At 35.1% G+C, this 22,543-nt stretch carries 20 protein-coding genes; 1 reads left to right on the top strand and 19 read right to left on the bottom strand.

Annotation, left to right across the window (positions count from 1 at the left end; all coding sequences use genetic code 11):
• The 14 genes from BMX83_RS01870 to BMX83_RS01810 form a co-directional block, all read right to left on the bottom strand.
• Positions 1-747, bottom strand: a 747-nt coding sequence (locus BMX83_RS01870) for an IS256 family transposase (protein ID WP_143059468.1), incomplete at its 3' end; no start/stop codon positions are given.
• Positions 748-1,075: 328 nt separating this feature from the next.
• Positions 1,076-2,494: a lipopolysaccharide biosynthesis protein gene (locus BMX83_RS01865; protein ID WP_091632504.1), complete on the bottom strand. Its 1,419-nt coding sequence runs from the start codon at positions 2,492-2,494 to the stop codon at positions 1,076-1,078.
• Positions 2,495-2,516: 22 nt separating this feature from the next.
• Positions 2,517-3,428, bottom strand: coding sequence for a glycosyltransferase (locus tag BMX83_RS01860; RefSeq protein ID WP_091632501.1), 912 nt, complete (start codon positions 3,426-3,428; stop codon positions 2,517-2,519).
• A 17-nt stretch (positions 3,429-3,445) separates the two neighbouring features.
• Complete coding sequence (locus BMX83_RS01855; RefSeq protein ID WP_091632499.1) at positions 3,446-4,504, bottom strand: hypothetical protein; 1,059 nt, start codon at positions 4,502-4,504, stop codon at positions 3,446-3,448.
• A 25-nt stretch (positions 4,505-4,529) separates the two neighbouring features.
• Positions 4,530-5,438 carry a glycosyltransferase gene (locus BMX83_RS01850; RefSeq protein ID WP_091632496.1) on the bottom strand — a complete coding sequence of 303 codons (909 nt, stop codon included), beginning with the start codon at positions 5,436-5,438 and terminating at the stop codon, positions 4,530-4,532.
• 21 nt (positions 5,439-5,459) lie between these two features.
• Positions 5,460-6,563: a glycosyltransferase gene (locus tag BMX83_RS01845; RefSeq protein ID WP_177170456.1), complete on the bottom strand. Its 1,104-nt coding sequence runs from the start codon at positions 6,561-6,563 to the stop codon at positions 5,460-5,462.
• A gap of 26 nt (positions 6,564-6,589) precedes the next feature.
• On the bottom strand, positions 6,590-7,915 hold the full coding sequence (locus tag BMX83_RS01840) for a hypothetical protein (RefSeq protein WP_091632490.1): 1,326 nt from the start codon (positions 7,913-7,915) through the stop codon (positions 6,590-6,592).
• On the bottom strand, positions 7,915-9,120 hold the full coding sequence (locus tag BMX83_RS01835; protein ID WP_091632487.1) for a hypothetical protein: 1,206 nt from the start codon (positions 9,118-9,120) through the stop codon (positions 7,915-7,917). The genes BMX83_RS01840 and BMX83_RS01835 overlap by 1 nt, the downstream gene beginning before the upstream one ends.
• A 23-nt stretch (positions 9,121-9,143) precedes the next feature.
• Complete coding sequence (locus BMX83_RS01830) at positions 9,144-9,896, bottom strand: glycosyltransferase family 2 protein (RefSeq protein WP_091632484.1); 753 nt, start codon at positions 9,894-9,896, stop codon at positions 9,144-9,146.
• 15 nt (positions 9,897-9,911) lie between these two features.
• On the bottom strand, positions 9,912-11,288 hold the full coding sequence (locus BMX83_RS01825; protein ID WP_091632482.1) for a sugar transferase: 1,377 nt from the start codon (positions 11,286-11,288) through the stop codon (positions 9,912-9,914).
• A 158-nt stretch (positions 11,289-11,446) separates the two neighbouring features.
• The gene (locus BMX83_RS01820; RefSeq protein WP_177170455.1) at positions 11,447-12,373 is read right to left on the bottom strand and encodes a glycosyltransferase family 2 protein; all 927 of its coding nucleotides are present in this window, start codon (positions 12,371-12,373) and stop codon (positions 11,447-11,449) included.
• 21 nt (positions 12,374-12,394) lie between these two features.
• Positions 12,395-12,601 (bottom strand): hypothetical protein, encoded by a 207-nt coding sequence (locus BMX83_RS11035; protein WP_245746611.1) that lies wholly within the window; start codon positions 12,599-12,601, stop codon positions 12,395-12,397.
• 6 nt (positions 12,602-12,607) lie between these two features.
• On the bottom strand, positions 12,608-13,840 hold the full coding sequence (locus tag BMX83_RS01815; RefSeq protein WP_245746610.1) for a lipopolysaccharide biosynthesis protein: 1,233 nt from the start codon (positions 13,838-13,840) through the stop codon (positions 12,608-12,610).
• Between the two features lie 33 nt (positions 13,841-13,873).
• On the bottom strand, positions 13,874-14,926 hold the full coding sequence (locus tag BMX83_RS01810) for a glycosyltransferase family 2 protein (protein ID WP_091632477.1): 1,053 nt from the start codon (positions 14,924-14,926) through the stop codon (positions 13,874-13,876).
• 297 nt (positions 14,927-15,223) lie between these two features.
• On the opposite strand from BMX83_RS01810, the gene galE reads away from it, so the two are divergent.
• The gene (galE, locus tag BMX83_RS01805) at positions 15,224-16,237 is read left to right on the top strand and encodes a UDP-glucose 4-epimerase GalE (RefSeq protein ID WP_091632474.1); all 1,014 of its coding nucleotides are present in this window, start codon (positions 15,224-15,226) and stop codon (positions 16,235-16,237) included.
• A 320-nt stretch (positions 16,238-16,557) separates the two neighbouring features.
• On the opposite strand, the gene BMX83_RS01800 is transcribed toward galE, so the two are convergent.
• From BMX83_RS01800 to map, 5 genes are all read right to left on the bottom strand, one after another.
• Positions 16,558-17,559, bottom strand: a complete 1,002-nt coding sequence (locus BMX83_RS01800; RefSeq protein ID WP_091632471.1) for a potassium channel family protein — start codon at positions 17,557-17,559, stop codon at positions 16,558-16,560.
• A 48-nt stretch (positions 17,560-17,607) separates the two neighbouring features.
• On the bottom strand, positions 17,608-18,111 hold the full coding sequence (locus BMX83_RS01795) for a DUF421 domain-containing protein (RefSeq protein ID WP_091632468.1): 504 nt from the start codon (positions 18,109-18,111) through the stop codon (positions 17,608-17,610).
• Positions 18,112-18,441: 330 nt separating this feature from the next.
• Positions 18,442-19,440: an acyltransferase family protein gene (locus BMX83_RS01790; RefSeq protein WP_091632467.1), complete on the bottom strand. Its 999-nt coding sequence runs from the start codon at positions 19,438-19,440 to the stop codon at positions 18,442-18,444.
• Positions 19,441-19,689: 249 nt separating this feature from the next.
• Entirely contained in the window at positions 19,690-20,934 is a 1,245-nt protein-coding gene (locus tag BMX83_RS01785) for a CinA family nicotinamide mononucleotide deamidase-related protein (protein WP_091632464.1), read from the bottom strand.
• A gap of 140 nt (positions 20,935-21,074) precedes the next feature.
• A complete protein-coding gene (gene map, locus BMX83_RS01780) occupies positions 21,075-21,830 on the bottom strand; it encodes a type I methionyl aminopeptidase (protein ID WP_091632548.1) in 756 nt (251 codons plus the stop codon).
• Positions 21,831-22,543 lie beyond the last annotated feature (713 nt).

The raw sequence follows: 22,543 nt of genomic DNA, 5'->3' as shown, positions 1-22,543 counted from the left end.
CGTTCCAACGAATACTTCTTTTATAGCTGCTTTCAGACCAGCGTGAGCATCCGAAATAATCATATCTGGCGTTGTCAAACCACGTTCTCTTAACTCTCGAAAAAAAGACATCCAGGTTACTTTTGATTCGCTATTTGCGACCTTAAAACCAATAATTTCTCGTCTGTTATTCTCATTGACACCTTGAGCGATATAAACGGCTTTACTGACGACTTTATGATCTTCTCTTACTTTAATATACATGGCATCAACGTAAACATACCTGTAGGTATGTTCTGTTAAACTACGTTGTTGGAAAGCATCAATCTCTGGATCTATCTTCTTCATAATGGAAGACACAAATGATTTTGAAACCATTTCACCACAAAGTTGTTCAACTATATTTGTGACTTTTCGTGTTGATACACCGTTAATAACTGCTTCGGTCATGCTTAAGACCAGGGATTGGTCCATGCGTTTATATCGTTCAAACAGGTAAGTAGAAAATTCTCCTGAACGGGTACGGGGAACATTTAGTTTCAACTTTCCAATAGATAGGGTATACCCACGAGAATAATAACCATTACGTGAATCAAGACGCGCTTCGCTTCTTTCGTATTGTTTTGCCTTAATATGTTCGTCTCTTTCAGTCTCCATGTACGCATTCATGACTAATACAGCTAACGACTTCATCATGCTATTCATATCACTTTTTAAAATAGCCTCTGTTAATTCTTCGAAGTTTATATTAAAATTTAGTTGGGTCATATCAAATTTCCTTTCTCAATGTTTGTCTGGTAACTACATTGTACCAAGGTTGATATGACCTTTTCTATTTTACACAATTATACGGACATAACATTAACTTACCTTCCAAATCGAAAAAATACACCTTTGGAGGCTTATTTGCCATGGAATCCAAAGGTGCAGATGGAATGTCGCTAGACATTCAGTCTATTATACTCTTCGGACATTTCTCATTATAGAGGTGTCCGATTTTTATTTGTAGGTACTCAGCTATTCATCGCTTACAAAGCAGTTATAAAAGTTAATAGAAATAACTTTTATAACTGCTTTAACAACAATATATTTCGAATTATAAAATTAATTGTTTTATTTCTTTAAACTGTCCAGTAACCAATAGTCCTACTATCAATACAATAATAAATGTTGATCCTTCTATTACAAGATTAATGAATACGTTAAAAGGTAAATCTGGCATAAAATAGAAAACACTCAATTGTAGTATGCCTAAAATAATAGGCTTTATAAAAGTTTTTACCAATTCAGCAAAATTCGAATCAAATATTTTATACATCAATAAATAATTATTAAAAATGAAGTTAATAATGAAAGTTATGACTACTAGAGTTGCTACTGATTCTATACTTCCTAAATATACTCCATAAATAATCCCTATAACATTGAAAGTCATTGATTGAATACCTGATAAAAGTAATAAGTCAGTTCGATTACTTGACTGATAGAACGCTCCTGTACTGCTAGCAATCATCTGCTGCCAGATTGATAAAGCTAGGATTCGAAAAACAGGTATACTCTGTCCCCACTGATCACCAAATAAAAAGAATATGATATTATCTGCTGCAAAAAAACAAAATACAGATAGAGGTATACCTAAATTAGCAAGTAACCTGACCATGCGGAGATAAGTATCTTTTATAACAGTTAGATTATTTTGATATTGAGACATGATTGGCTGCACAACTGGAGTTATAATGCCAGTTAACAGCTGGTTAGGGTATAGGGAAATTTGGTAAGATTTGTTATAGAAACCCAGTTGTGCCCCGTTCATATAACGCCCAATGAGTATGTTATCTAAGTTTCTTGAAAAATAATTTATGAAATTAAATACAAATTGGTTTCTAGCAAAATTCCAAATTTTTGTAATGGGTTCTTTTCGAACTTTTTGATCTAACGATATCTTTGTATAACTATAATACATTATAAAAGTAATAACTATTTGAACAATTTGTCCTATAATAATAGAGTAGTAAGAAAAGCCTAATAAAGCTAAAATAATAGCTACTACACCATTTATTACGCTAGCGATAATTTCTACGACATTAACTCTTTTAAAATCTTTTTGTTTTAAAAGTAAGGCTCTTGGAACAACCATCAAACCGTAAAAAAAAACGTTTATACCGAGAACCATAAATATCGGTACATATACATCAGCACCATAAAAAATATTTACCGGTTGACCCATAACACTAAATAGCAATCCTAAAGCTACTGCTACGTATAGGGAAAACCTAAAAATAACACTTATATCTTTTTTATCCAGAGTTTTATTTTGAATAACTGCAGGGCCAAACCCCATGTCAGCTAGCATATCGAAAAAGACTAGAAAGATATTTACGATAGCAACTACACCATAGTCTGTGGGTGTTAGTAACCGTGCGAGTACTGCGTTAACTCCTGTTCTGACAACGAGTTTTCCGTATCTTCCCATTGCGCTAAACATTATTCCTGTCTTGAATTCACTTCTTGACATGATTTACTCATGCTCCATTCTGTTAATATTCTTTATAAGAATATTCTACTGTTTTAAATCTTTTCACTATTCGTTGTATCGAACTCAATTTAACTCTAATTGCTATTACAATACTCTTACGCTGGAGTTGTCTTTTTGATTTCGATACATCCTTGAAGCTTAGAGCCATAGACTGATCTTCTTTATGGTAAATTTCTAAATCATCTATATAAAGCATTTGCAAATTCAACTTTTCAAATATAATTGCCAAGATATTCTCTTCATAATAAAGAAATGTATCTGGATAAAACCCACTTGTATTCTTCAAATAGTTATCGGTGAAGTAAATTGCAGAGCCGTGAAGAAAATAATTTTGATTAGTCGTTGTCACATTTTTGTTTGAAATTTTCCTATTTTTTGATTTAGAACTAACTTTTCGTTTTATAAACTGTACTGCCTTATGACCTGAAGTGAGGACTTTAGAAAAACCAAGTTCTTTTAATATTGGCTCAAAAAAATGTCTTATTAATGCATATAAATTAGTTTGTACTTTAATGGGATTTTGATTAATTCCATCTGATCCTTTAATTCGAGTTCCAATTGCTCCAACATTCTCAGTAATTGATATTTTTAAAAGCTTTTCAAAGTATTTATTATCTGTGAAGACAACATCATTATTTGTAACGTAAATATTATTAATATTCAACACTTTCTTACAATACTCAATACCCGTATTATTACCTTTTGCAAAACCCACATTAGTATCAGTTTCGATTAAATGAAATTTTTTTTGACTTCCATATTTTTCATAGAGTATGTTTGTCGATTCATTGCATGAATGATTATCAACAACGACAATTTCTAATTGATCATGCGTTTGTTTGAGGAGAGACTCAACACATTCGATAGTATCTTCCCAGTTGAGATAATTTAAAATAACAATACCAATTTTCATTTTTCCCCGCTTCTTTCTTATAAAGCTTCATTGACTTGTAATACTTTCACTGGTAAATTATAAGCTTTTAAGAATTTACGTTGCTTACGATACCACTTTCTTGTTGTTTTTGAGGTCACTACTATTACTAACACTTCCGCAGCAGAAGATTGAAGTTTAACGTCTACCAAATCATTTAGATATCTTACTTTGATTGCATTATTGTTTAGTGGTAATATTTCATTGTTTTTTATAACACTTTCAGAGCCTAATTCACTTAAAATGATTCTTTCTTCTACTTCTGGAATGGATACCATATGTTTAACTTCATCGAAATTATTAACTCTTCTATCTAGAATTTCAAATTGATCATCTTCTTCTCTGAAGTATGCAAATGAATAATTTAGTTGATTGCTGAATAAAGCTCTTAAAAATGCAATACCACTAAATATAACGAATCCAAATAACAAACTCGTTATTGCACTAATTAATATATTTATCAGAGAATTCTCAGTTTTTTCTACCTCCATAACTTCTTCCGAAACGAGCACAGAATCAAGTTTTCTAGGAGTCTCGAAAAAATATACTTCTTTATCTGCAAGGATAGGAATCTCATCGTTTCGAATCATATCATAAATATAGTTTGCAATCGTCAAATTATCTGATTGCTTTGGAGTTTGTACTATTAGACTTAGACGATTAGAATAAGTATTTCTTGTCAATCCAAGAACACCTCTATTTTCAGGCGTTCTTTCGAACGAGGATCTTCTCTCTTCCTGAAACATGCTTAAGATATCAATATTCGTATTATTAGATATGCTCTCAAGTGTATCTTCCATTAAAAGAAACTGTTCTAAAATAGAAGTATTATTAAATGCTGATCCGTCTTCATTTTCCACATAGAAATTAAAGTATGCACCATCTGAGTACAGTTCCTCTATATTCTCATCTTGTGTTTCACTATTATTTGTTCCGTTTCCTGAATTTCTAAAAACAGTAAATGTTGTATACAATAAGCCAGTAATCAGTGTCCCCAAAATAATAAATTTCATATTGCTTTTAAAAAAGTCTTTTATTTCTAATAACAATTTAGTCATTTCTTATTCCTTTCTAGTCTTAGCTTTAAGATACTACAGACTGATAAATTGTTTGAATATAGTACTTATAAACTCTGATCCCTATCGGTTCGTTTAAAATACTTTTTTTAAAGTACTGTCTGGCTTCACTATTTTTATTCTGTTTCATTAAGTAAATACCTATTTTTTTATATTTCTCACCAAGTGCCTTTCTGTCTTTGCTTATATCATTGAAGTGCTTCTTTAAAAATACTTTTTCAGCATGTTCTTTTTTCTCAGGGTTGGAAGTTATTCTTTCTTCATCATGCTTATAATAATTGACTAATGGTTCATTTATTGCACTGATTTCATACTTTTTCATTATACGTATCCACATGTCGTAATCCTGGCTTGCCACTAGTGTAGTATCAAAACCACCTATTTTTTCGAAACATTCTCTCTTTATCAGGGGAAACGACGTTGAAGCAATATAGTTAATTCGTAATAATTCCCTGAATGCAGTTTGATCTTCATACTCTGGAACTTTTACTTTTTTTATGTCGATTTCCTCTTGTGATTCCGTAATAACATTATAATCACAGTATACTAATCCTAGTTTCTTTTTCTTCGTATTTTCAAACAAGAGTATTTGTTTTTTTAGCTTATCAGGTAACCATTCATCATCATCATCTAAAAAAGAGATGTAGTCCCCGCTTGCTTTTTTTAAACCATTATTCCTAGAAACTTGAGCCCCTTGATTTATTTCATTGGGAAAATAATTAATAGAATTATTGCTATAATAAGACTCAATTAAGTTAAATACATTTTTTTGATACTCTGTATTTAATCCGTTATCGTCTATTACAATTAGTTCAGTATGCTCATATGTTTGATTTAATACGCTATCAATCGCTCTTTTTAAATATTCTTGGTCCCGTTTGTATGTTGTAATAATTACACTAATTAGATTTTTCATAAACGTTCCTTTCAATCCTATTTATATCTCATAAGATTTGATATCACCATTTAAATAATCTTTATATAGTTTAGCAGACTGTTCGTTTGTAAACTTTTTTTCTTCTAGTTTTTCGATTATAATCTTATTTTCTGCTCTAGAAATCGAGCCTCTTTGTATTGTATCCACCCACTCATTAGTTTTCAGAGGTAAAAATTCTACAAGTTCAAGACCTAAATCGCATTCAGTTGTAATTGAATCAGAAAGTAGTATTGGGGTTCCTGCTGCTTGTGACTCGATCGCAACAGTGGGTAATCCTTCATATAATGAGGGGAGCGCAAATAAGTCAAAGGCCTTTAATAATTCTGGTACGTCATTTCTTTTCCCCATAAAGAGTACGAATTTTTCTAAATCGGAGTTTTTAATTTTATCTTGAATCGATTCTAGAAGTTCTCCTTCGCCGACAAACACCCAAAGAAAATCCACATTTTCTTTGGAAAGTTCTTCTATAATAGATACCATAAATTCATGATTTTTTTGTTTATTAAATCGTGCAACAGTTCCTATTACCTTCTTATTCGAATTTCCTACTCCGAAAAGTTCTTCTTTAAGCTTCTTTTTATCTGCTTGCTTTACAAATTGATCAATAGCAATACTATTGGGTATGTGCATTATTGTACCACTACTTGCTTTTTTTTTACCAAAAATTGTTTTAGAAGCTTTAATTCCACATGAAACTCTCGATACACCAATATTTGCGTTGATTATTCTATTTAGTTTACTTTCAATAGAATCATTTTGGATAGGATCTAGGTCTGTATGTGCATGTACTAAAATTCTTTTTATGTTATTTTTTTTGGCTAACATGTAAAAAGGTATAAACCGATAGCCTTGAATATGCGAATGAACAATAGTGTGCTTTGTATCTATGTTCATGGCTGAATTTACTTCTCTTATAAATCTGACAAATGACGCTTTTTTAGGATTTGACATGTAGAAAATATCCCCACCAGTCAATCGAATTGCTTCTTCAAACTGACTAGAAACTGGATCATAAGTCAAGACATCAAATCTTACATTGCTATTTTTTAATTCGATAGCTTTGTTTTTTATGAAAGAAGAAATGCCTCCTCCATCACTACTCATAATATGCAGTACTCTTAACGCGTAATTCATCTAGCTATTCCCTCCGTGACAATAGTTTTATATGATCTATTATTTTTGTACGTGTTTTCTTTATCCTCTCGACTTGAAAATTCTCCGATAAATAAAATAATAAGGATAGGAATTAATAGAAATACAACTTCGGCCTTAATTTCAAATATAAATAATGTAATTAAAGATAAAAATGCAAAGAATTTGTTCAAGCGATTTTTTGATGCTATGCCTATACTCAAAGTTGCTGGCACTATATAAATTGTTGTCATAAAGGTACTTCCAAAGAAAAGTAAAGGTCTTAAAAATCCAACATCAGTGCCCATGTAGTATCGCCCATTTAATGGACTAGTGTAGAAACCATCTCCAAATAAAATTGTAGAATCATCAGGTATAAACCACATTTCCCACAAAGCATCTGTCGAAGACGTCTCAATCCGTCCCGATTCAATTAAACTGACGAAAGGTTGCATCATCCAGCTGTACCAACTAGCTAAGGTTGAATTGAATTCTTTTATAATCGTCAAAAGCATAAAAATAATCACAATGGCAGATACAAGATATACAATGTATTTAATTTTTCTATTTATAAATACGAAGTAAGCTGCCCCAATAATTATTAAGATTAGAGAAACGAGAAGTCCCGATCTACCATAAAAAGCATTTCCAATTAACGCAAAAAACATATTTATAACTTCTTTTATCGAAATTTTCTTTTGATGTTCATACGTATGTAAAATCAAATATATTGAAAATAACACAGCAATTGTGCAAAAAAATGTCACACTAAAGCCCGAATATCCCGCCCATCCTATACGGGCAAAATATATAGGCATCTCTAAAAGTTCTAATCTTCTGGGAGTTTCGTGGATGAAGTTAAGCCAAAACTCTCTAAATGGTCCTACAGCCAATAATACCATTGTAAATACCACATAGTTTCGTGTCGCCAAAGTAAATAGTTTCATAAATTCGTTTTTCAAATTCTGTGCAGGTTTTTTGATTCGTATCATTGCCAGTAATATAATATACATTAGAAGATAAAAAACGTGTCTAATTTGTGAGGATAGGTAAGAAAAATCCATCGTTTGATATATTATGGGAATGAAAAATGAAGCAAGTAGGATTATTGAAAACAGCAGCATAGCTATAGTGAAATACATTTTTTTCTCTCTTAAGCCTTTGAATAGAGTCGAAAAAATTTCTTTATTAATAATTGCATATATCAATAATGACCCAAAAATTAAAAGCTGCTGTAATGAATTACTGAATGCATCTAAATAAAATGGATACAGTAAGTAATGCGAGAGCAATATTACTCCCAGATACTTAATTTTTTCTACCATCATTTCACCTCGTTTATGATATTTTCTTTAACTTTATTTCTTTGTAAGACAACCATAATAAATAAAAGCGATAGTGTAAAGGACGCAGATAAGTAACCCCCTTTTTGAAAATTTAATAATAGTAAGAGCATTCCTAAACCGAAATTATTTACAAAGATAACTGCTGTTACTATTACAAATCCCGTTATAGCTACAAATCCCATCTCTGTTAATATATAAGCGTAATTGTTAAAAAGGGTTGGGGCATTGCCTATTCCTACACCTATCAAGGTACTATCCAGCGTTATATATTTCCAACTTCCAATTATTCTCTCTATGGCGGAGTTATCCTTACCTTGAGTAATATCCTGTAAACGATCTACCAGACTTAATTCTAACCAATCACCAGCAAATATGAATACAATGAGAATCATAAGACTTGTAAAAACCATGTAGATGGGCTTGGGCAAACTTTTTTTACGATGGATTTTTTGTATTGTATAGATGAATAGGCTAATTAATACTATAATCAGCGATGAAAATGAGAAAGTTAAAACAACTCCTAAAACCAACACACTATTTACTAAAATATTTGAATTTCTTATTCTATTAAATAGATTAACACCTAAAATGGTATTTAAGTAAAAACCAAGGTGTGCGGGCTCGTTAAAAATACTTCTCATTCGAATGAGATTTTCAGTTCCTCTAAAATAGTAGCTGCTATCGTCGGTTCTTAGAAGTGTCCATAGAAACTCAAATGGTAACTTATCAGTGTAAATTGCTATATTGATATAAATACCAATTATTATTACTATCATAGCGCTAATGTTATTTATCTTTATGAGAGATAATGTAAGTTTTTCTTTTTTTATAAAAGTAAAGCCAGAAAAAAAGACTAGTGTGTAAAAAAAAATTTTCGCACTGCCATATACTGCTGGCTTCAACATGAAATTTTCATTAAAAAAGATCTGAACAGTTGTAATTAATAAAATAAATACACCTACGCTACCGATCACACCCCACTCTAAATATTTAAAATATCTAATGGTTTTGTAAAGTAGAATCGGTAATAAACCAACTAAAATTATCTCACTTAAACTAATAAGCGAAATCATCATATCAAAAGTCGTAAAAGATATACACAGTAAAGTTAAAATAACACCATTTAATATAGATTTAATCGATGAGTTATTCATATTTGTGTAACGTTTGACTAAATAATTCATGATTAAGATCTGCTCCTTAATGATTAAATGCGCCTTAATACTGCATTAACAACTGAGAAAGTAAAATAATAAATAGCCTTTAGTAATGGCAACTGTTCTAGGTTGCGATACGTATTCCATGTTCTTTTAAGAGCTTGTATTTTATTACTGGATAGCGACCCTTCTACTGCTCTGTATTGATTTAAAGTTTCGTTTAAAAGAAAAGCATACTCATAATCTCTCAAAATTTTCAACCAGGTTGCCGTATCCTGACCTTTGCGCACTAAAGGCATTCGAAAGTCTCCAATCTTTTTCTTATTAATCATTACCGTACTACATGCAATGGCAGTATTTTTTAAAAGAGAATAGTAATTTAATTTTTGAGGAAGATTTGATGCTTCTTTTTTCAAACTACCATCTTCATTAATCAATTCAAATTTTGTGTAAGTGAACCCATAATCATTCTCATGCATAAAATCGATCTGTTTAGAAAGCTTTTCTGGATACCAAATATCATCACTATCTAAAAATGCAATAAACGATCCTTTTGCTTGTTCTAAACCTTTATTTCTAGCAACAGCTGCACCAGAATTTTTAGATAGTCTAATCAGCTTTACTCGAGAATCTTTTTCCGAATATTGTTTTACAATATTTTGGCTGTCATCATTCGAGCAATCGTCTACCAAAAGATATTCAAAATTTTCATATGTTTGGTCTAGTACTGATTTTATTGTTTCGTTTAAGTGTTTCTCTGCATCAAAAACAGGTGTTATTATTGTCACTAGCGTTTGAGTCATATTGATCGCTCATTTCTATTTTAATACTTTTACATCTTCTGGAAAAAATAATTCTACTTTTTCATCAACACCTTGAGAGGAAATTTTATCAAACAATATTTTTATGGTTTGGAGTAAAATTTTCACATCTAGAATAAAAGAGTATTTTTTTATATAGACTAAATCAAAATTCAATTTGCTGTTAAAGTCTGTTGCATATTTCCCATATACCTGTGCGTATCCAGTAATACCTGTTCTTATATTATGTCTTAGATAGTAATAAGGGTTTTCCTCTTTGAATTGATCAACAAAAAAAGGTCTTTCAGGGCGCGGTCCAACAAGAGCCATGTCCCCTTTTAAAACATTTATGAGTTGAGGCAATTCATCTATTCTTAGTGATCTCAAATATTCTCCAATTGGTGTCACTCTCGCGTCTTGAGCAGACGCCAACACTGGTCCTGATTCTTGTTCTGCTGTCACACTCATCGTTCTAAATTTAAGGATATTAAACTCTTTTTGATCCTTAGTTATCCTGACTTGCTTATAGAAAACAGGCCCTTTAGAAGTAAGTTTAATTAAAACTGCAGTGACCAGCATTATCGGAAACGAAAGTACCAGTAGCATTAGTGATGTGACAAAATCTATAAGCCGCTTAATAATATCTTCTTCTGGTGATATTGAGAAATCTGAAGCTTCAATAACACTTTCATCTTCTATACTCATAATGTTAGGATTAACTAAAACTAGGTTTTCAAAACTTGTATTGAGGAAAAGTTTTTTATTGTTAAATATTGCTAGTTCGTATATGCGTATTTTCTCGCTCTCTTCTATTGAACCTGCCAAATATATAATATCGACATTCGACATATACTTTTTTATGTTTTCATAATAGTTATCTATTATAGCATAATTTATAACATGCCTTTTATTTTTTGAGTGGCTGAAATTATATATAGCTTTCTGACATGCTTCAACATTCCCTACAACCATTACATGTTTTGAACCATCTATGTCTTGGTATAGTTTAAACACTACTATTCTCCAACAAAATAAGAAAAGTGTGCTAACTATGAATGTAATTAATATGATTGTTCGTGGGAAAGCGAACCATCTTCCTACAAAAGTCATTGCCATAATCACAAATGACATCAACAATTGAACGATTATTGTGAGATATAAAAAATCAGCAATTTGTTTATTATAAAATACATAAATTCCGAACAATATATTTAATAGAATAAAACTAATAAAAATAAATACACTTGCACTCTGGTAAGCACTAAAGTTAATTGTTGGGATTTCACCCTGGTATCTAATAAAAAACGAAAAGTAAAAAGCTAGATGATATATTATCACATCCAATATACCAATAACAATTTTTTTTGTTCGATCAAATCCATGAGATTTCGACATCTAAGGATCTCCTCCTACTGCATAAAATGAAATATTTGTATTGTGTTTCCAAAAACAATCAATGATTATTCTACCATAAAAAGAACCTCTACCGATAGATTTTCAGTGAAATGTCATAATCTGGTAAAGGTAAGTGGTTTCTTATTCACTTTTTAGCCTTATTTAAAGAATCGCTGCTTAAGTCGTGCCATGATTAAGAACACTTTATCCTTCATTGTAATGCATTCTAATGTTGTTAATTGGTTTTTCATTTCTAGCTGGATGTCACTTTGGATCAATCCGTTGTAAATAGAAAGCAATTGGCGTTTAATAAACTGTTTCTGAGTGTTTGAGTAATCGAATTTTCTTAGTTCTTCATCAAGAGCTTTAAATACCTTTAAGTACGAATCGAATGACTTTAATTTATGTTCTTCTGTCTCTTCCGTCATGGTTGAGGCAGTGCGGTAGCGGCGATGATAGTAGTCTTTGTTTAAATACGTCATTTTTTGGGTGCGTGCGAATAAAAGTGTGGTGAAGTATTCGTCTTCATGTAAGGCGCCTTCGACAAATGATACATTGTGCTTATCAATCAATTCTTTCTTCACTAAGTATAAACATGGGGATGGCGAAAATGTTTTTCTATTTTTATCCAGAGCTGCCTCTCCTGTGTAGACTTCTTTGTGCGTAAGTGTTTTTGAAAAATTATAATTACCTTCTTTTATTTGTGCTTGTTCATCTTCGTAAAAGACCGTTCCATTAAAGCGTACTAATTCTGCGTTTGTCTTTTCTGCTTGTGCGACTAGGGCAGTGATGGCTACTTTTTCCAACCAATCATCCGCATCCATGAAATAGATGTACTTCCCTTTGGCCTGTTTAAAGCCTTGGTTCCGGCGTCTTCCCTGCCCTTTATTTTCTATATTTTTAATTAGTTCGATTTTATTGGTGTAGGCTTCTAGTAGACTCACTGTTTTATCCGTCGACGCATCATCAAGGACAATAATTTCTTTGTTTGGATACGTTTGAGCAAGCAATGAATCCATGCACTCTTTTATATATTTTTCTACATTATAGGTTGGGACGATAATAGATACTAATGGTTTTGACAATGTCTTGCTCCCTTCTTTCACTTAGTTATTATCAGGTGCTGTACCTCGGGCCCGTTCTATTTCCAGTTTCAATCGTTTGAATTCCCCTGTAAGGAATAATCCGATGATCCAGACGACTACGAAAATAAGCCCTTTGACAACGAGGCTGAAGAAAATATTTAAAGGTAGTTCCGGTAAGAACCAGAAAACAGCTGCCTGCATCAATGCCAGATACAGAGGTTTTTGCAAAACGTTTTAAAATTCCAGTAAATCCGTTTTAAACATCTTGATCATCAGTAAATAATTCGCCTGCAAAAAGTTCAAGCTGAAAGACAGGACTAAAAAACCGGCGACGTATTCAATTTTACCCATAGATATGCCGATAACGATACCTGCGACATTAAATACCGTGGATAAAATACCGGAAAGCAGCAAGAGATCCGTTCGGTTAGCTGATTGAAAAATGCCTCCTGTGCTTGAGAGAATCATCTGGAGCCAGACGGATAAGGCAAGAATTTGAAAGGCCTGTACACTGCCGTCCCACTGTCCACCAAAGAGAAAGAGGATTACTTCTTCTGCTGTAAAAAATAAAAAAATGGATAGCGGCATGCCAAGGGTCGCCAGTAAGTTTGAGATACGCAGATAGACTTTTTTAATCCGTTCTTTTTCGTCTTCATAGTCTGACAATATTGGGTGAATGACTGACGTTACTAAACTTGTTAGTACTTGGTTGGGATAAAGCGATACTTGATAGGCTTTATCGTAGTAGGCCAATGCGCTTGATGAGAAATAACGTCCAATGAGTAGGTTATCCAAATTTCTTGAAAAGTAATTAATGAAGTTAAATAGAAATTGATTTCTTGAAAAGGCAAAGATTTTCTTAAGCGGTGCCCAATTAAATTTAAATCTAATTTTGATATCTGTTCTCATATAAAAAACGAGAAACAACGTCGCTGCTCGTGCGGTGTTTCCTATGATAATTGCGTAATAACTGAAATTCAAGAGTGCCAGAACGATTGAAATTACTCCAGAAACAACTGATCCAATGACTGTGGTTAAATTGACAAGTCTAAAGTTCTTTTCCCTTAAAAGAATGGATTGGGGAACGACTAAGATACCGTAGAAAAAGACCGCGATGGCTAAGATCATGCTTATTGGTATAAATACGTCATTGCCGTAAAAGAGACTCATCGGGTAACCTAGAAAAATAAATACGATGGCTAGACCAAAGGCTATGTAGAGACTGAATGAGAAGATGTCATTCAATTCTTTCTTATTTAAATCCTTGTTTTGAATAACAGCCGGACCAATGCCAAAATCTGCTAGTAGTTGAAAGAAAACGAGAAATATATTGACCGCTGCCACGATGCCATATTCTGCTGGTGTCAGTATGCGTGACAGGACGGCCTGGACAAGTAATTGAACCACCACAATGGAATACTTCCCGATCGCTGTATAAAATAAAGCCTGTTTAAATTGTTCCATCATAGCGGTTGACTCCTTGTTTGTTGTTTAGTTTACTTAATTTTTAAAAAATCGATTAATTTTACCAAATATTTTGCTATATTTATCTGCCATTTGATTGCGACTCTTCATTAGTAAGAGCACATTATCAAAGTTTCTCTTTTGAAAATTTCTTAAAAGGATGCGTCGGAAAGGATTCGGGTCATTCTTTTTAAAGGGGATGATTTTATCCATCCCAACATGTTCCCAAATGTCACTGAGTCGTTTGGTTTTTTCCTGTTTCGTCAGTGGACAATCGGAATGAACTAAATTGTTCGTTTCCAAATAAACCGAGTTGAAATACTCTTGGGCAATTAACTTATTAAAGGTTTGCTCTTGCTTCCATTCTTTGATTAATTGTTCAAAGGCTTGGGCGATAGTATTTTCCATCAGATAACGATCAGGCCGGTAACGATTCACTGATGATCCTGTGTGTGAGACATAATGATAGAATGCTTTCCTGTTAACGGAGACTGACGATAGGTGTTTATAGACCTCAATATTAAACAAGGCATCCTGTCCCGTCTTTTGCTTAGTGAAGCGAATGTTGTGTTTTTTTAAAAAGCGTCGTTTATATAATTTATTCCAAAGAGCGTAAGGTGAAAAATGATAGACGTTATTAAAGTGTTTGCGAAACTCCTCTTGCGTCGTTAATTGAGGAAAATTAGGTAGCTTCACTTCGCGGTCACTTGGAATTTCAGCCTTTTCTTGCGTATAGCCAAAAACAACCATTTCAGGTTTAATCTCTTTGGCCAGTCGACAATTATCTTTTAGCAAATGTTTATCAAAGTAATCATCCGGATCAGCAAAGTAAATATATTTCCCTACTGCCTGGTCCAATCCCGCATTACGCGCGTGTCCAGAGCCTTTATTCTCCTGGTGAATCACTTTAACCAAGAGCGGTTCTTGCTTGGCATAGTCATCACAAATTTCAGCACTTCCGTCGGTTGATCCGTCGTTCACAAGAATGACTTCTGTCAGTATGTCTTGTTGATTTAAGGCTGATTTTATCGCTCTAACTAGGTGTTCTTTCACGTTGTATACAGGCATAATAATGGAAACTTCAAACATACGTCAGATCCTCTCTAAGATAGCCTTTCATTCTCGCTAGCATTTTTTATGGGTTATTTTTAAACTTATTTAACTCATTTCTAAATTGTTCATTTAATGGCAATTATACCACAGTTTTTAAAACTAAGAAGTGTTTTACTTACATTTTTATAAATGCCTCGAATGTTTAATCTCTTTAATCTGTTTGTCATGTATGGGGGTATTTCAGTGCAAAACAGGTAAGTGTTATGGTACACTATAGGAAGGAAATATAGGAAATATATTAAGTACATAACTCACTTTTAAGGAGCGATTTTAATGGCGATTTTAGTAACAGGCGGGGCTGGATATATCGGCAGCCATACTGTGGTAGAATTGATCGAGAAAAATTATGATGTGGTCATTGTGGATGATTATTCCAACTCTAAACCAGAAGTTTTGAACCGATTGAAAGAAATTACAGGTAAGACAGTTCCTTTTCACGAAGTAGATCTGTGCAATAAAGAAGCCTTGCGTGAGGTGTTTGTCGCACATGATATTGATGCGGTTATCCACTTTGCTGGATACAAGGCCGTGGGTGAATCTGTGGCCAAACCGTTAAAATATTACAACAACAACTTAAACGCAACCATTGTATTGATGGAATTGATGAATGAATACAATGTGAAGAATATCGTCTTCAGCTCAAGCGCCACCGTTTATGGCATGAACAATGAAGCCCCCTTCATCGAAGAAATGCCTTTGTCCACAACGAATCCATACGGGACAACTAAAATGTTTATCGAGCAGTTTATCCAAGACCAGTACATTGCGGATAATGAGTGGAGTGCGGCTTTACTGCGTTACTTTAACCCTATTGGTGCGCATGAATCGGGACGAATCGGCGAGGACCCGAATGATATTCCAAACAACTTGATGCCTTATATCACACAAGTAGCTGTTGGTAAACGTGAAAAGCTCTCTGTTTTCGGTTCTGACTATGCTACACAAGACGGTACAGGCGTACGTGACTATATCCATGTGGTTGATCTGGCAAAAGGCCATATCAAAGCCTTGGAAAAAGTGATGGGGATGACGGGTGTTGAAGCCTATAATCTGGGAACAGGTCAAGGTTACTCGGTTCTGGATGTTGTTCATGCCTTTGAAAGTGCGAATGATGTTACTATTCCTTATGAGATGGTCGCCCGTCGTTCCGGTGACATTGCGACCAGTTACGCTGATGCAACGAAAGCTAAAAACGAACTTGGTTGGGAAGCCACACATTCACTTGAAAACATGTGCCGTACATCTTGGAACTGGCAAAAATCGAATCCAAATGGGTACGAAAGTTAAATTATTTTTGATTGTAATAAGAAAAGCCGCCATTTTGGCGGCTTTTTGCGTCTGTTGTGTTCGTGTTTTGATGTCTTTTGGTATTAGCGTGATGAGTTTCGGTGTTTATTGATGAAACTGCGTACGCTAATCGGTTCTCGTCACGAGTTTTCTAATTTTGAGTGCCGACTTGTTAAGCTAATGGTTTCTCGTCAGAAGTTTCGTTTAATAAGTCAAAAACTCGTGACGAGAAATAAGGAAAGTCGGCGGCTCGCCGACTTTTTTGTTTGATAGTGCCTTTTATAATGTGCATACGCGCCTAGCGCGTATGGTCTTCTTCTTTATTTCAACTTTTCAATATCTTCAGCTGTCCAATTATCTTTGAGTACGAACCCTAGGAGTTGTTGTCTTCTTTCTTTTTGATGCTGCATCTTTTTGCTAAAGTCCGCATCTGACACAAGGGGGTACCCTTTTTTTCTTAAGCCTGTCAAGTCGGGTAGCGCCAATGCTTTGTCTGCTTTAGTCATATAGGTTTCTTCCAAGACGTCTAAATAATCTTTTACACAGTTTCTAAATTTCTTCAGTAATATCGGATTGGGTTTGGCTTTTTCTTCTGTCCCATAAGCGAGTATGGATAGTGCATCATCCAAGGTTGGAACAGTTAAAGACATTGTTTTTTTCTTATCACTTGTGTGGTAATAGTGCAACAATGGATAGGCTTTATGCTTGATAGCTACTTTACTTAAATTATCTGAAAGATTCATCAAGAGTAGATCGATGTTACTGAAGTCTTTCCCATTCCAGGCTGCGCCAACGATTTCTTCGGAACTTTTTCCAATTTCTGATATGCTGCTCGAAAAAGAGCGTTTGTCTATCACGGCGCCGACGATTGAGATGATGTAAGATGCACCAAATGTGAAAAATAACATGCCCGTTCCGCTGGCTATGGCTGTCAGTAATTGCCAATATGGGCCGCTCGGGGAGTAGTCGCCAAGTCCCAAGGTGAACAAGGTATAGCCTGAATAGTAAATCACATTTTGCCAGCTGATGGCTTGTGGATTTGATGTATTCATAATTGCTTGAGGGCTGGCTGAAAAGACTAAGAACCATCCGAACCACAGTAAAACAACCCACATCAGTAAGGTACTGATAAGCAGTAAAGGTCCCGCAAGTCGTAATACTTTTCTATTTTTTCCAGTTATTTTCGTCATCACAAACCAGGTTACTTTGCAGAGTTTGTCTGTAATGAACCCAGCTCCCCCTTCTACCCATAAAGTTGTCCAAACAATATCTATTATGGTGGACAAAACGATTAATAAACCGATACTCACTAGACCGATCATAGTGTTTACCCCTTTCAGTCAATAAGGTTTCTCTTTTTTGTTAGACCGTTAATTTTTTAAGTTTTCCAACGTATCTAATGGTTGCTTGCTTTCTGCTTGTACTTTTATAACGGATAAGCTGCCATTCGGCTCCAGAACGACCGCTTCTACGTCTTCCATCTTTCCTATTCCGTGCTCGCGAACCACTTGAACCACTTCAGCCCGAGAAATGCGTTCTTTTTTTAAAATTCTGTCCTTGTACATGCCTTTATAATAAAGCAGTGACGGTTGTGCTCTTAAAAAGGATTCCATTAGTGAAAAATGCGATGAAAGTAAACTTGTCGTGAACTGAAACAGTAATAGTAAGGCGATGACGTAAATGCCTTGCACAAGTTTTGTCTGATAATTAAGTAATGTGCTTCCAAATACTGCGCCCATTGTCACGGTGATAATAAAATCAAAGGCATTCATTTTAGATAGTGTCCGCTTACCTGAGAGGCGTATCACTAAGAATATTACACAGTAACTGATCAAAGCGCTAAAAAACAGCACAATCATTTGTTTAGTTGTCATTATCTGTCTCCCCTCTCTTCTTTTTTAGCATATCTGAAATATTTTACAGAATCAATTCATTCACACCTAAGATGCTTGTAGTCAAAGCAGTCTATGTCTGCTCTTGCTTTTTTTGCTTTTTTAAATTGTCTGGATGATTCACCCAATTATTTTTTAGGCAAGGGGTTCATTTTAGAAGGTTTATGTTTTTTGGTACAGGACCTTGAGATAATACGGTGCCTTCACTACTTTTTTTCAAAAGGATGGTCTTAACTTCTTACTGAAAAGGAGCTTGTTATAGTTGTTTTTCTAATTGAAGTCAAACCTTGTTGAAAGCAAAAAACCGCTGGATTAGCGGCTTTTTTTATCTTTTCTAGTCTGGTTTGGCTTGGTCCATTTAATGTCCAACTTATAAAATAAGAGACCGATTACGATTGGGATGGTTAAAAAGGTGAACACATAAAGGATGCCACTTAAATCCGAAAAATACGCATGAATACACCAGAAGTAAAACATTTGAGTTAAATAAATATGAAAAGATGCCCGCCCAATCAGAAGGCTTAGTTTTTCTAGAGGTGACTCCCGCCCTATGCTTAAATAATTATTGGCGACTAGGATAATCAAAAGGGTATAAAAATAGGATGGGGCATGTTGGCTGTTCCAAAATTTTTCGACAATACCTATCCAGTCATAATAGTAGACCGCTGTAATGTAAATAAAACTGACCAAGGCTGGAATTATTAACCCTTTCACTTTTATATCAGACTTTTTAAGGGCATACCATATGCCCAAGACCAGTGCGAAAAGATAACGAATAATTAAAATACGGTATAAACTTCCGTCAATAGTCAAAGTGTACGACATGACATCTATAAATAAACTGACAAAAAATAGCAGGATCATCATTCGTGTCGGCTTTTTTCTCATTATGATATATAGGAAGGGGATAATGACTGTCGCTTGAATCATTATTGGTATAAAATAGCTCCCCGGTCCGTAACCGCCTTCAAAATAGCTAGTCAAAAGTTTCTTAATATCTTTATTTTCAAAGTGTACGTACTGAATGATTACTTCCAATAGCCAGATACAGGTAAAGGGTAGAAAAATACGCCGGACTTTGTTCATGAGATAATGCGGCGTAAAAATACGTGATAATTTGGTTTGATTTTTTCTCATAAATGACTGTGCGGCATTGTACCCCATGAGTACCATAAAAACAGGAACGGCCTGCCAAATATAATAAGGCGCAAAAATTTTGTATAGCCTCACATCGGATAAACCATGGACAAAAATAACTGAAATAATTGCCAAGGCTTTAAGGGTATCGATCGCATCATTCCGCTTAACCATAGTGCACCTCTTTTCTACCCAAGAGTATACTAACTTTCCCCTTTTTCAACAAGTTTATTGCTTGTTGAAAGGTTAATGAAAAATATACGCGATGTTTAAGGTGTAAATGAATCGATTCACTCCTCTATCACTTCTTCATTTCAACCTATTAAGCTCAGTGGCCCATCTGTGATTTCAAGAGTCATTCATCTCATTCAAAGAAAAAACAGACTCACTAGAAAGTGAGACTGCTCTTTATACGTTTAATTTTTATTTTACTCGTTCGGCTAAAAAAGCGAGGGCTTCGTTTTTAAGGATTTCTTTTAGTATAGCGGGTGATTTTTGAGAAAGAGGATAGGCCTTTGTTTGACTTTTTTTACCTTTCAAAGAGACTGAAATGTATCCTGTGCCAGACATGACGTGTTTTCTTTCATCAAAAGTGGTGTCTGCTTCAATACTCAGTCCGATATCTGTATTAAAGTCTTCTCTCGTTTTAAGGGCCAGGGCTTCTACTCTTTCTTCTGTTGACTTATTATCCAAATGAGTGAGACCCCACTTCCTTACTTTTGCTTTGTTTGCCTTCACCACTCGCCCGCCTTCAATCACTGACGTCTTTTCTGAAACATTTGTCAAAGAATACATGACGAGCCCGGATGTAAATCCTTCTGAAAGGCTTAGGGTCAGCTGTTTATTTTCCAATAATGCCATGACATGGTTTTCAACCGTCTGATTTTCGCCATAGCCGATAAAGTTTTCGGACAGCATGTTTAGGATATCGTCGGCTACTTTTTGATTCAATGCTTTAGCTTCCTTGGTGCTGGCTGCACTGGCTGTGATTCGAATGGTTACGTGACGAGGCTTGGCATACAGGGCGATGGTCGGATTCGTTTGGGCTTCAATCCGTTCATCCAAAAGGGTCGCGACTTTCGATTCACCAATCCCATTAAAATTCATGAAGAGTGATTCAATCTTTTCATTTTGCTGCATATTTTCTTGTATATACGGTTTCACTTCATTTTTAAGCATGGTTCTCATTTCGTGCGGGACCCCTGGTAGCAGAATAAAATGCTTCGCGCTCTCTCCTTGACGCTTCAGTTTATAGGCAGCGCCACAAGCTAGCCCAACAGCGTTATGAAACGTCTGACCATTTTTAAACGTCAAGGCTTCACGGTACACATTTTCATCTGGCTTTCGCCCACGTTTTTCAAAGAAGTCATTCATCAAACCAAGCTGTTTGTCATCTGTAACCAGCTCATCGCCAAAAAATTCAGCGGCTACTTGTTTGGTAATGTCATCTTGCGTCGGCCCAAGCCCTCCTGTCAGGATAATGAGATCCGATCGTTGTGAGGCGAGTTTTAAAGCGGCTTCTAACCGTTCGGGATTATCCCCGACTGTCTGCTTGTAATAAATACCTACGCCGATATCCAAAAGTTCCTGCGCAATCTCGGGTGCATTGGTATCGATGACGTAGCCCATCAAAAGCTCCGTCCCAACTGAAATAATTTCTGTTTTCATTCTTATATCTCCTCTGTCAATCGTTCTTATCTTATTTATTTTAACAGAAGTAAAGAGGCGACTGTCTGTATAATGCTTATATTATTGTAAAAAAAAGAAGCCCGTCTATGTGGGCTTCCTTTTACAGTCTATAGGCAATATTATTCGCCTTTTTGTTTTGTTAAAATACGTGGACCTTCTTTGGTAATCGCAATGGTGTGTTCATATTGGCAGCTAAGTCCGCCATCTTGCGTACGCGCTGTCCAACCATTATCATCCATTTTAGAACGCCATGTTCCAGTATTCACCATCGGTTCAATCGTAATAACCATACCTTCTTTTAAACGCGAGCCCTTACCCGCTTCTCCATAATGTGGAACACTCGGTGCTTCGTGTAGCGTTGGTCCAATGCCGTGCCCAACAAATTCTCGTACAATCGAATAGCCTTCTCCTTCAACGTAGGCTTGAATGGCATGACCAATATCCCCCATGCGATTCCCCAGTTGAGCCGCTTCAATCCCTTTATATAGCGCCTCTTTTGTAACATCCATCAATTTTTCAAGTTCCGGCGTCGGCTCACCCACGCTATAGCTCCAACATGAATCTGCCAAGGCGCCGTTCAAATTGATTACCATATCAACTTTGATCAGGTCCCCTTGCTTCAACTTTTCTTTTCTAGGAAAGCCGTGGCAAATTTCATCGTTGACACTCACACAGGTTGAGTATTTATAGCCTTCAAAGCCTTTTTGTTCAGCTATTGCATTGTTTTTGTCGATGATATCTTCTACAAAGTTTTCAATATCCATCCCTGTAATACCCGGTTTTATAAAGTCGCGCAAGCTTTCGTGGATTTCAGCAAGTAAATCGCCTGCTTTATCCATCGCTTCAATTTCGCGAGATGATTTTAATGTGATCACAAAACATTCTCCTTCATTATTCATTTCCTCTACTATTATAGCGAAAACACTAGGCATTAAAAACCTTTTTTATCGAAAACTTGTTAATTCAGATGAACTGTTGCTGATGGTGCATGTTTAGGTGCGTTTGAGCGGGGTGTGGGTGTGATATTGGCGTAACGTGTGGGCATCGTGTGTTGGGGGTCGTTTTACATGACGTCCTAGATAACGTTTTAGATAACGTTCGGACACATTAAGGACTATTTGATTGCGTAATGGTCAAAGTTTTCCATCTTCGACATTTCCAGATGATGATTGATGTGGCAGTGTCCGAACTTAGCGTGGGTTCGGACACTCTGAGATATATTTAGTCAAGAAATCGTCAAACTTCACCATCTTCGACGGTTCCAGACAATAAATAATGTGATAGTGTCCGAACTTAACTCGACTTCGGACACTCTGAGATATATTTAGTCATGTAATGGTCAAACTCACCCATCTTCGACGTTTCCAAGCAAGAAACAATGCGCCAGTGTCCGAACTTCACCCGAACTGGACAAGCGCTATCGGACAGGACTACGCTAGTTGTTTAAACGCCGATAGTAACAAAGCACAAACCAAACAATCAATGCTGGTCATACGCGCCAGGGCGCGTATGTTCTTATCTGATTCTCTATTGTAAAAACTGTCTAGCCAGACAGTTTTATCCCTACTAAAAAATATAAAAGGAAGCC

The organism is Alkalibacterium gilvum, from assembly GCF_900109085.1.
GTDB classification, from domain to species: domain Bacteria; phylum Bacillota; class Bacilli; order Lactobacillales; family Carnobacteriaceae_A; genus Alkalibacterium; species Alkalibacterium gilvum.
This window is presented reverse-complemented; position numbering and strand designations above follow the sequence as displayed.

What these genes read in the sequence shown, in the direction of transcription:
- BMX83_RS01835 (WP_091632487.1), bottom strand. Translation starts at nt 9,120, where the DNA reads ATGAATTATTTAGTCAAACGTTACACAAATATGAATAACTCATCGATT.
- BMX83_RS01800 (WP_091632471.1), bottom strand. Translation starts at nt 17,559, where the DNA reads ATGATCGGTCTAGTGAGTATCGGTTTATTAATCGTTTTGTCCACCATA.
- BMX83_RS01840 (WP_091632490.1), bottom strand. Translation starts at nt 7,915, where the DNA reads ATGGTAGAAAAAATTAAGTATCTGGGAGTAATATTGCTCTCGCATTAC.
- BMX83_RS01830 (WP_091632484.1), bottom strand. Translation starts at nt 9,896, where the DNA reads ATGACTCAAACGCTAGTGACAATAATAACACCTGTTTTTGATGCAGAG.
- BMX83_RS01795 (WP_091632468.1), bottom strand. Translation starts at nt 18,111, where the DNA reads ATGACAACTAAACAAATGATTGTGCTGTTTTTTAGCGCTTTGATCAGT.
- BMX83_RS01825 (WP_091632482.1), bottom strand. Translation starts at nt 11,288, where the DNA reads ATGTCGAAATCTCATGGATTTGATCGAACAAAAAAAATTGTTATTGGT.
- galE (WP_091632474.1), top strand. Translation starts at nt 15,224, where the DNA reads ATGGCGATTTTAGTAACAGGCGGGGCTGGATATATCGGCAGCCATACT.
- BMX83_RS01850 (WP_091632496.1), bottom strand. Translation starts at nt 5,438, where the DNA reads ATGAAAAATCTAATTAGTGTAATTATTACAACATACAAACGGGACCAA.
- BMX83_RS01810 (WP_091632477.1), bottom strand. Translation starts at nt 14,926, where the DNA reads ATGTTTGAAGTTTCCATTATTATGCCTGTATACAACGTGAAAGAACAC.
- BMX83_RS01815 (WP_245746610.1), bottom strand. Translation starts at nt 13,840, where the DNA reads ATGATGGAACAATTTAAACAGGCTTTATTTTATACAGCGATCGGGAAG.
- BMX83_RS01865 (WP_091632504.1), bottom strand. Translation starts at nt 2,494, where the DNA reads ATGTCAAGAAGTGAATTCAAGACAGGAATAATGTTTAGCGCAATGGGA.
- BMX83_RS01860 (WP_091632501.1), bottom strand. Translation starts at nt 3,428, where the DNA reads ATGAAAATTGGTATTGTTATTTTAAATTATCTCAACTGGGAAGATACT.
- BMX83_RS01845 (WP_177170456.1), bottom strand. Translation starts at nt 6,563, where the DNA reads ATGAGTAGTGATGGAGGAGGCATTTCTTCTTTCATAAAAAACAAAGCT.
- BMX83_RS01785 (WP_091632464.1), bottom strand. Translation starts at nt 20,934, where the DNA reads ATGAAAACAGAAATTATTTCAGTTGGGACGGAGCTTTTGATGGGCTAC.
- BMX83_RS01855 (WP_091632499.1), bottom strand. Translation starts at nt 4,504, where the DNA reads ATGACTAAATTGTTATTAGAAATAAAAGACTTTTTTAAAAGCAATATG.
- BMX83_RS01790 (WP_091632467.1), bottom strand. Translation starts at nt 19,440, where the DNA reads ATGGTTAAGCGGAATGATGCGATCGATACCCTTAAAGCCTTGGCAATT.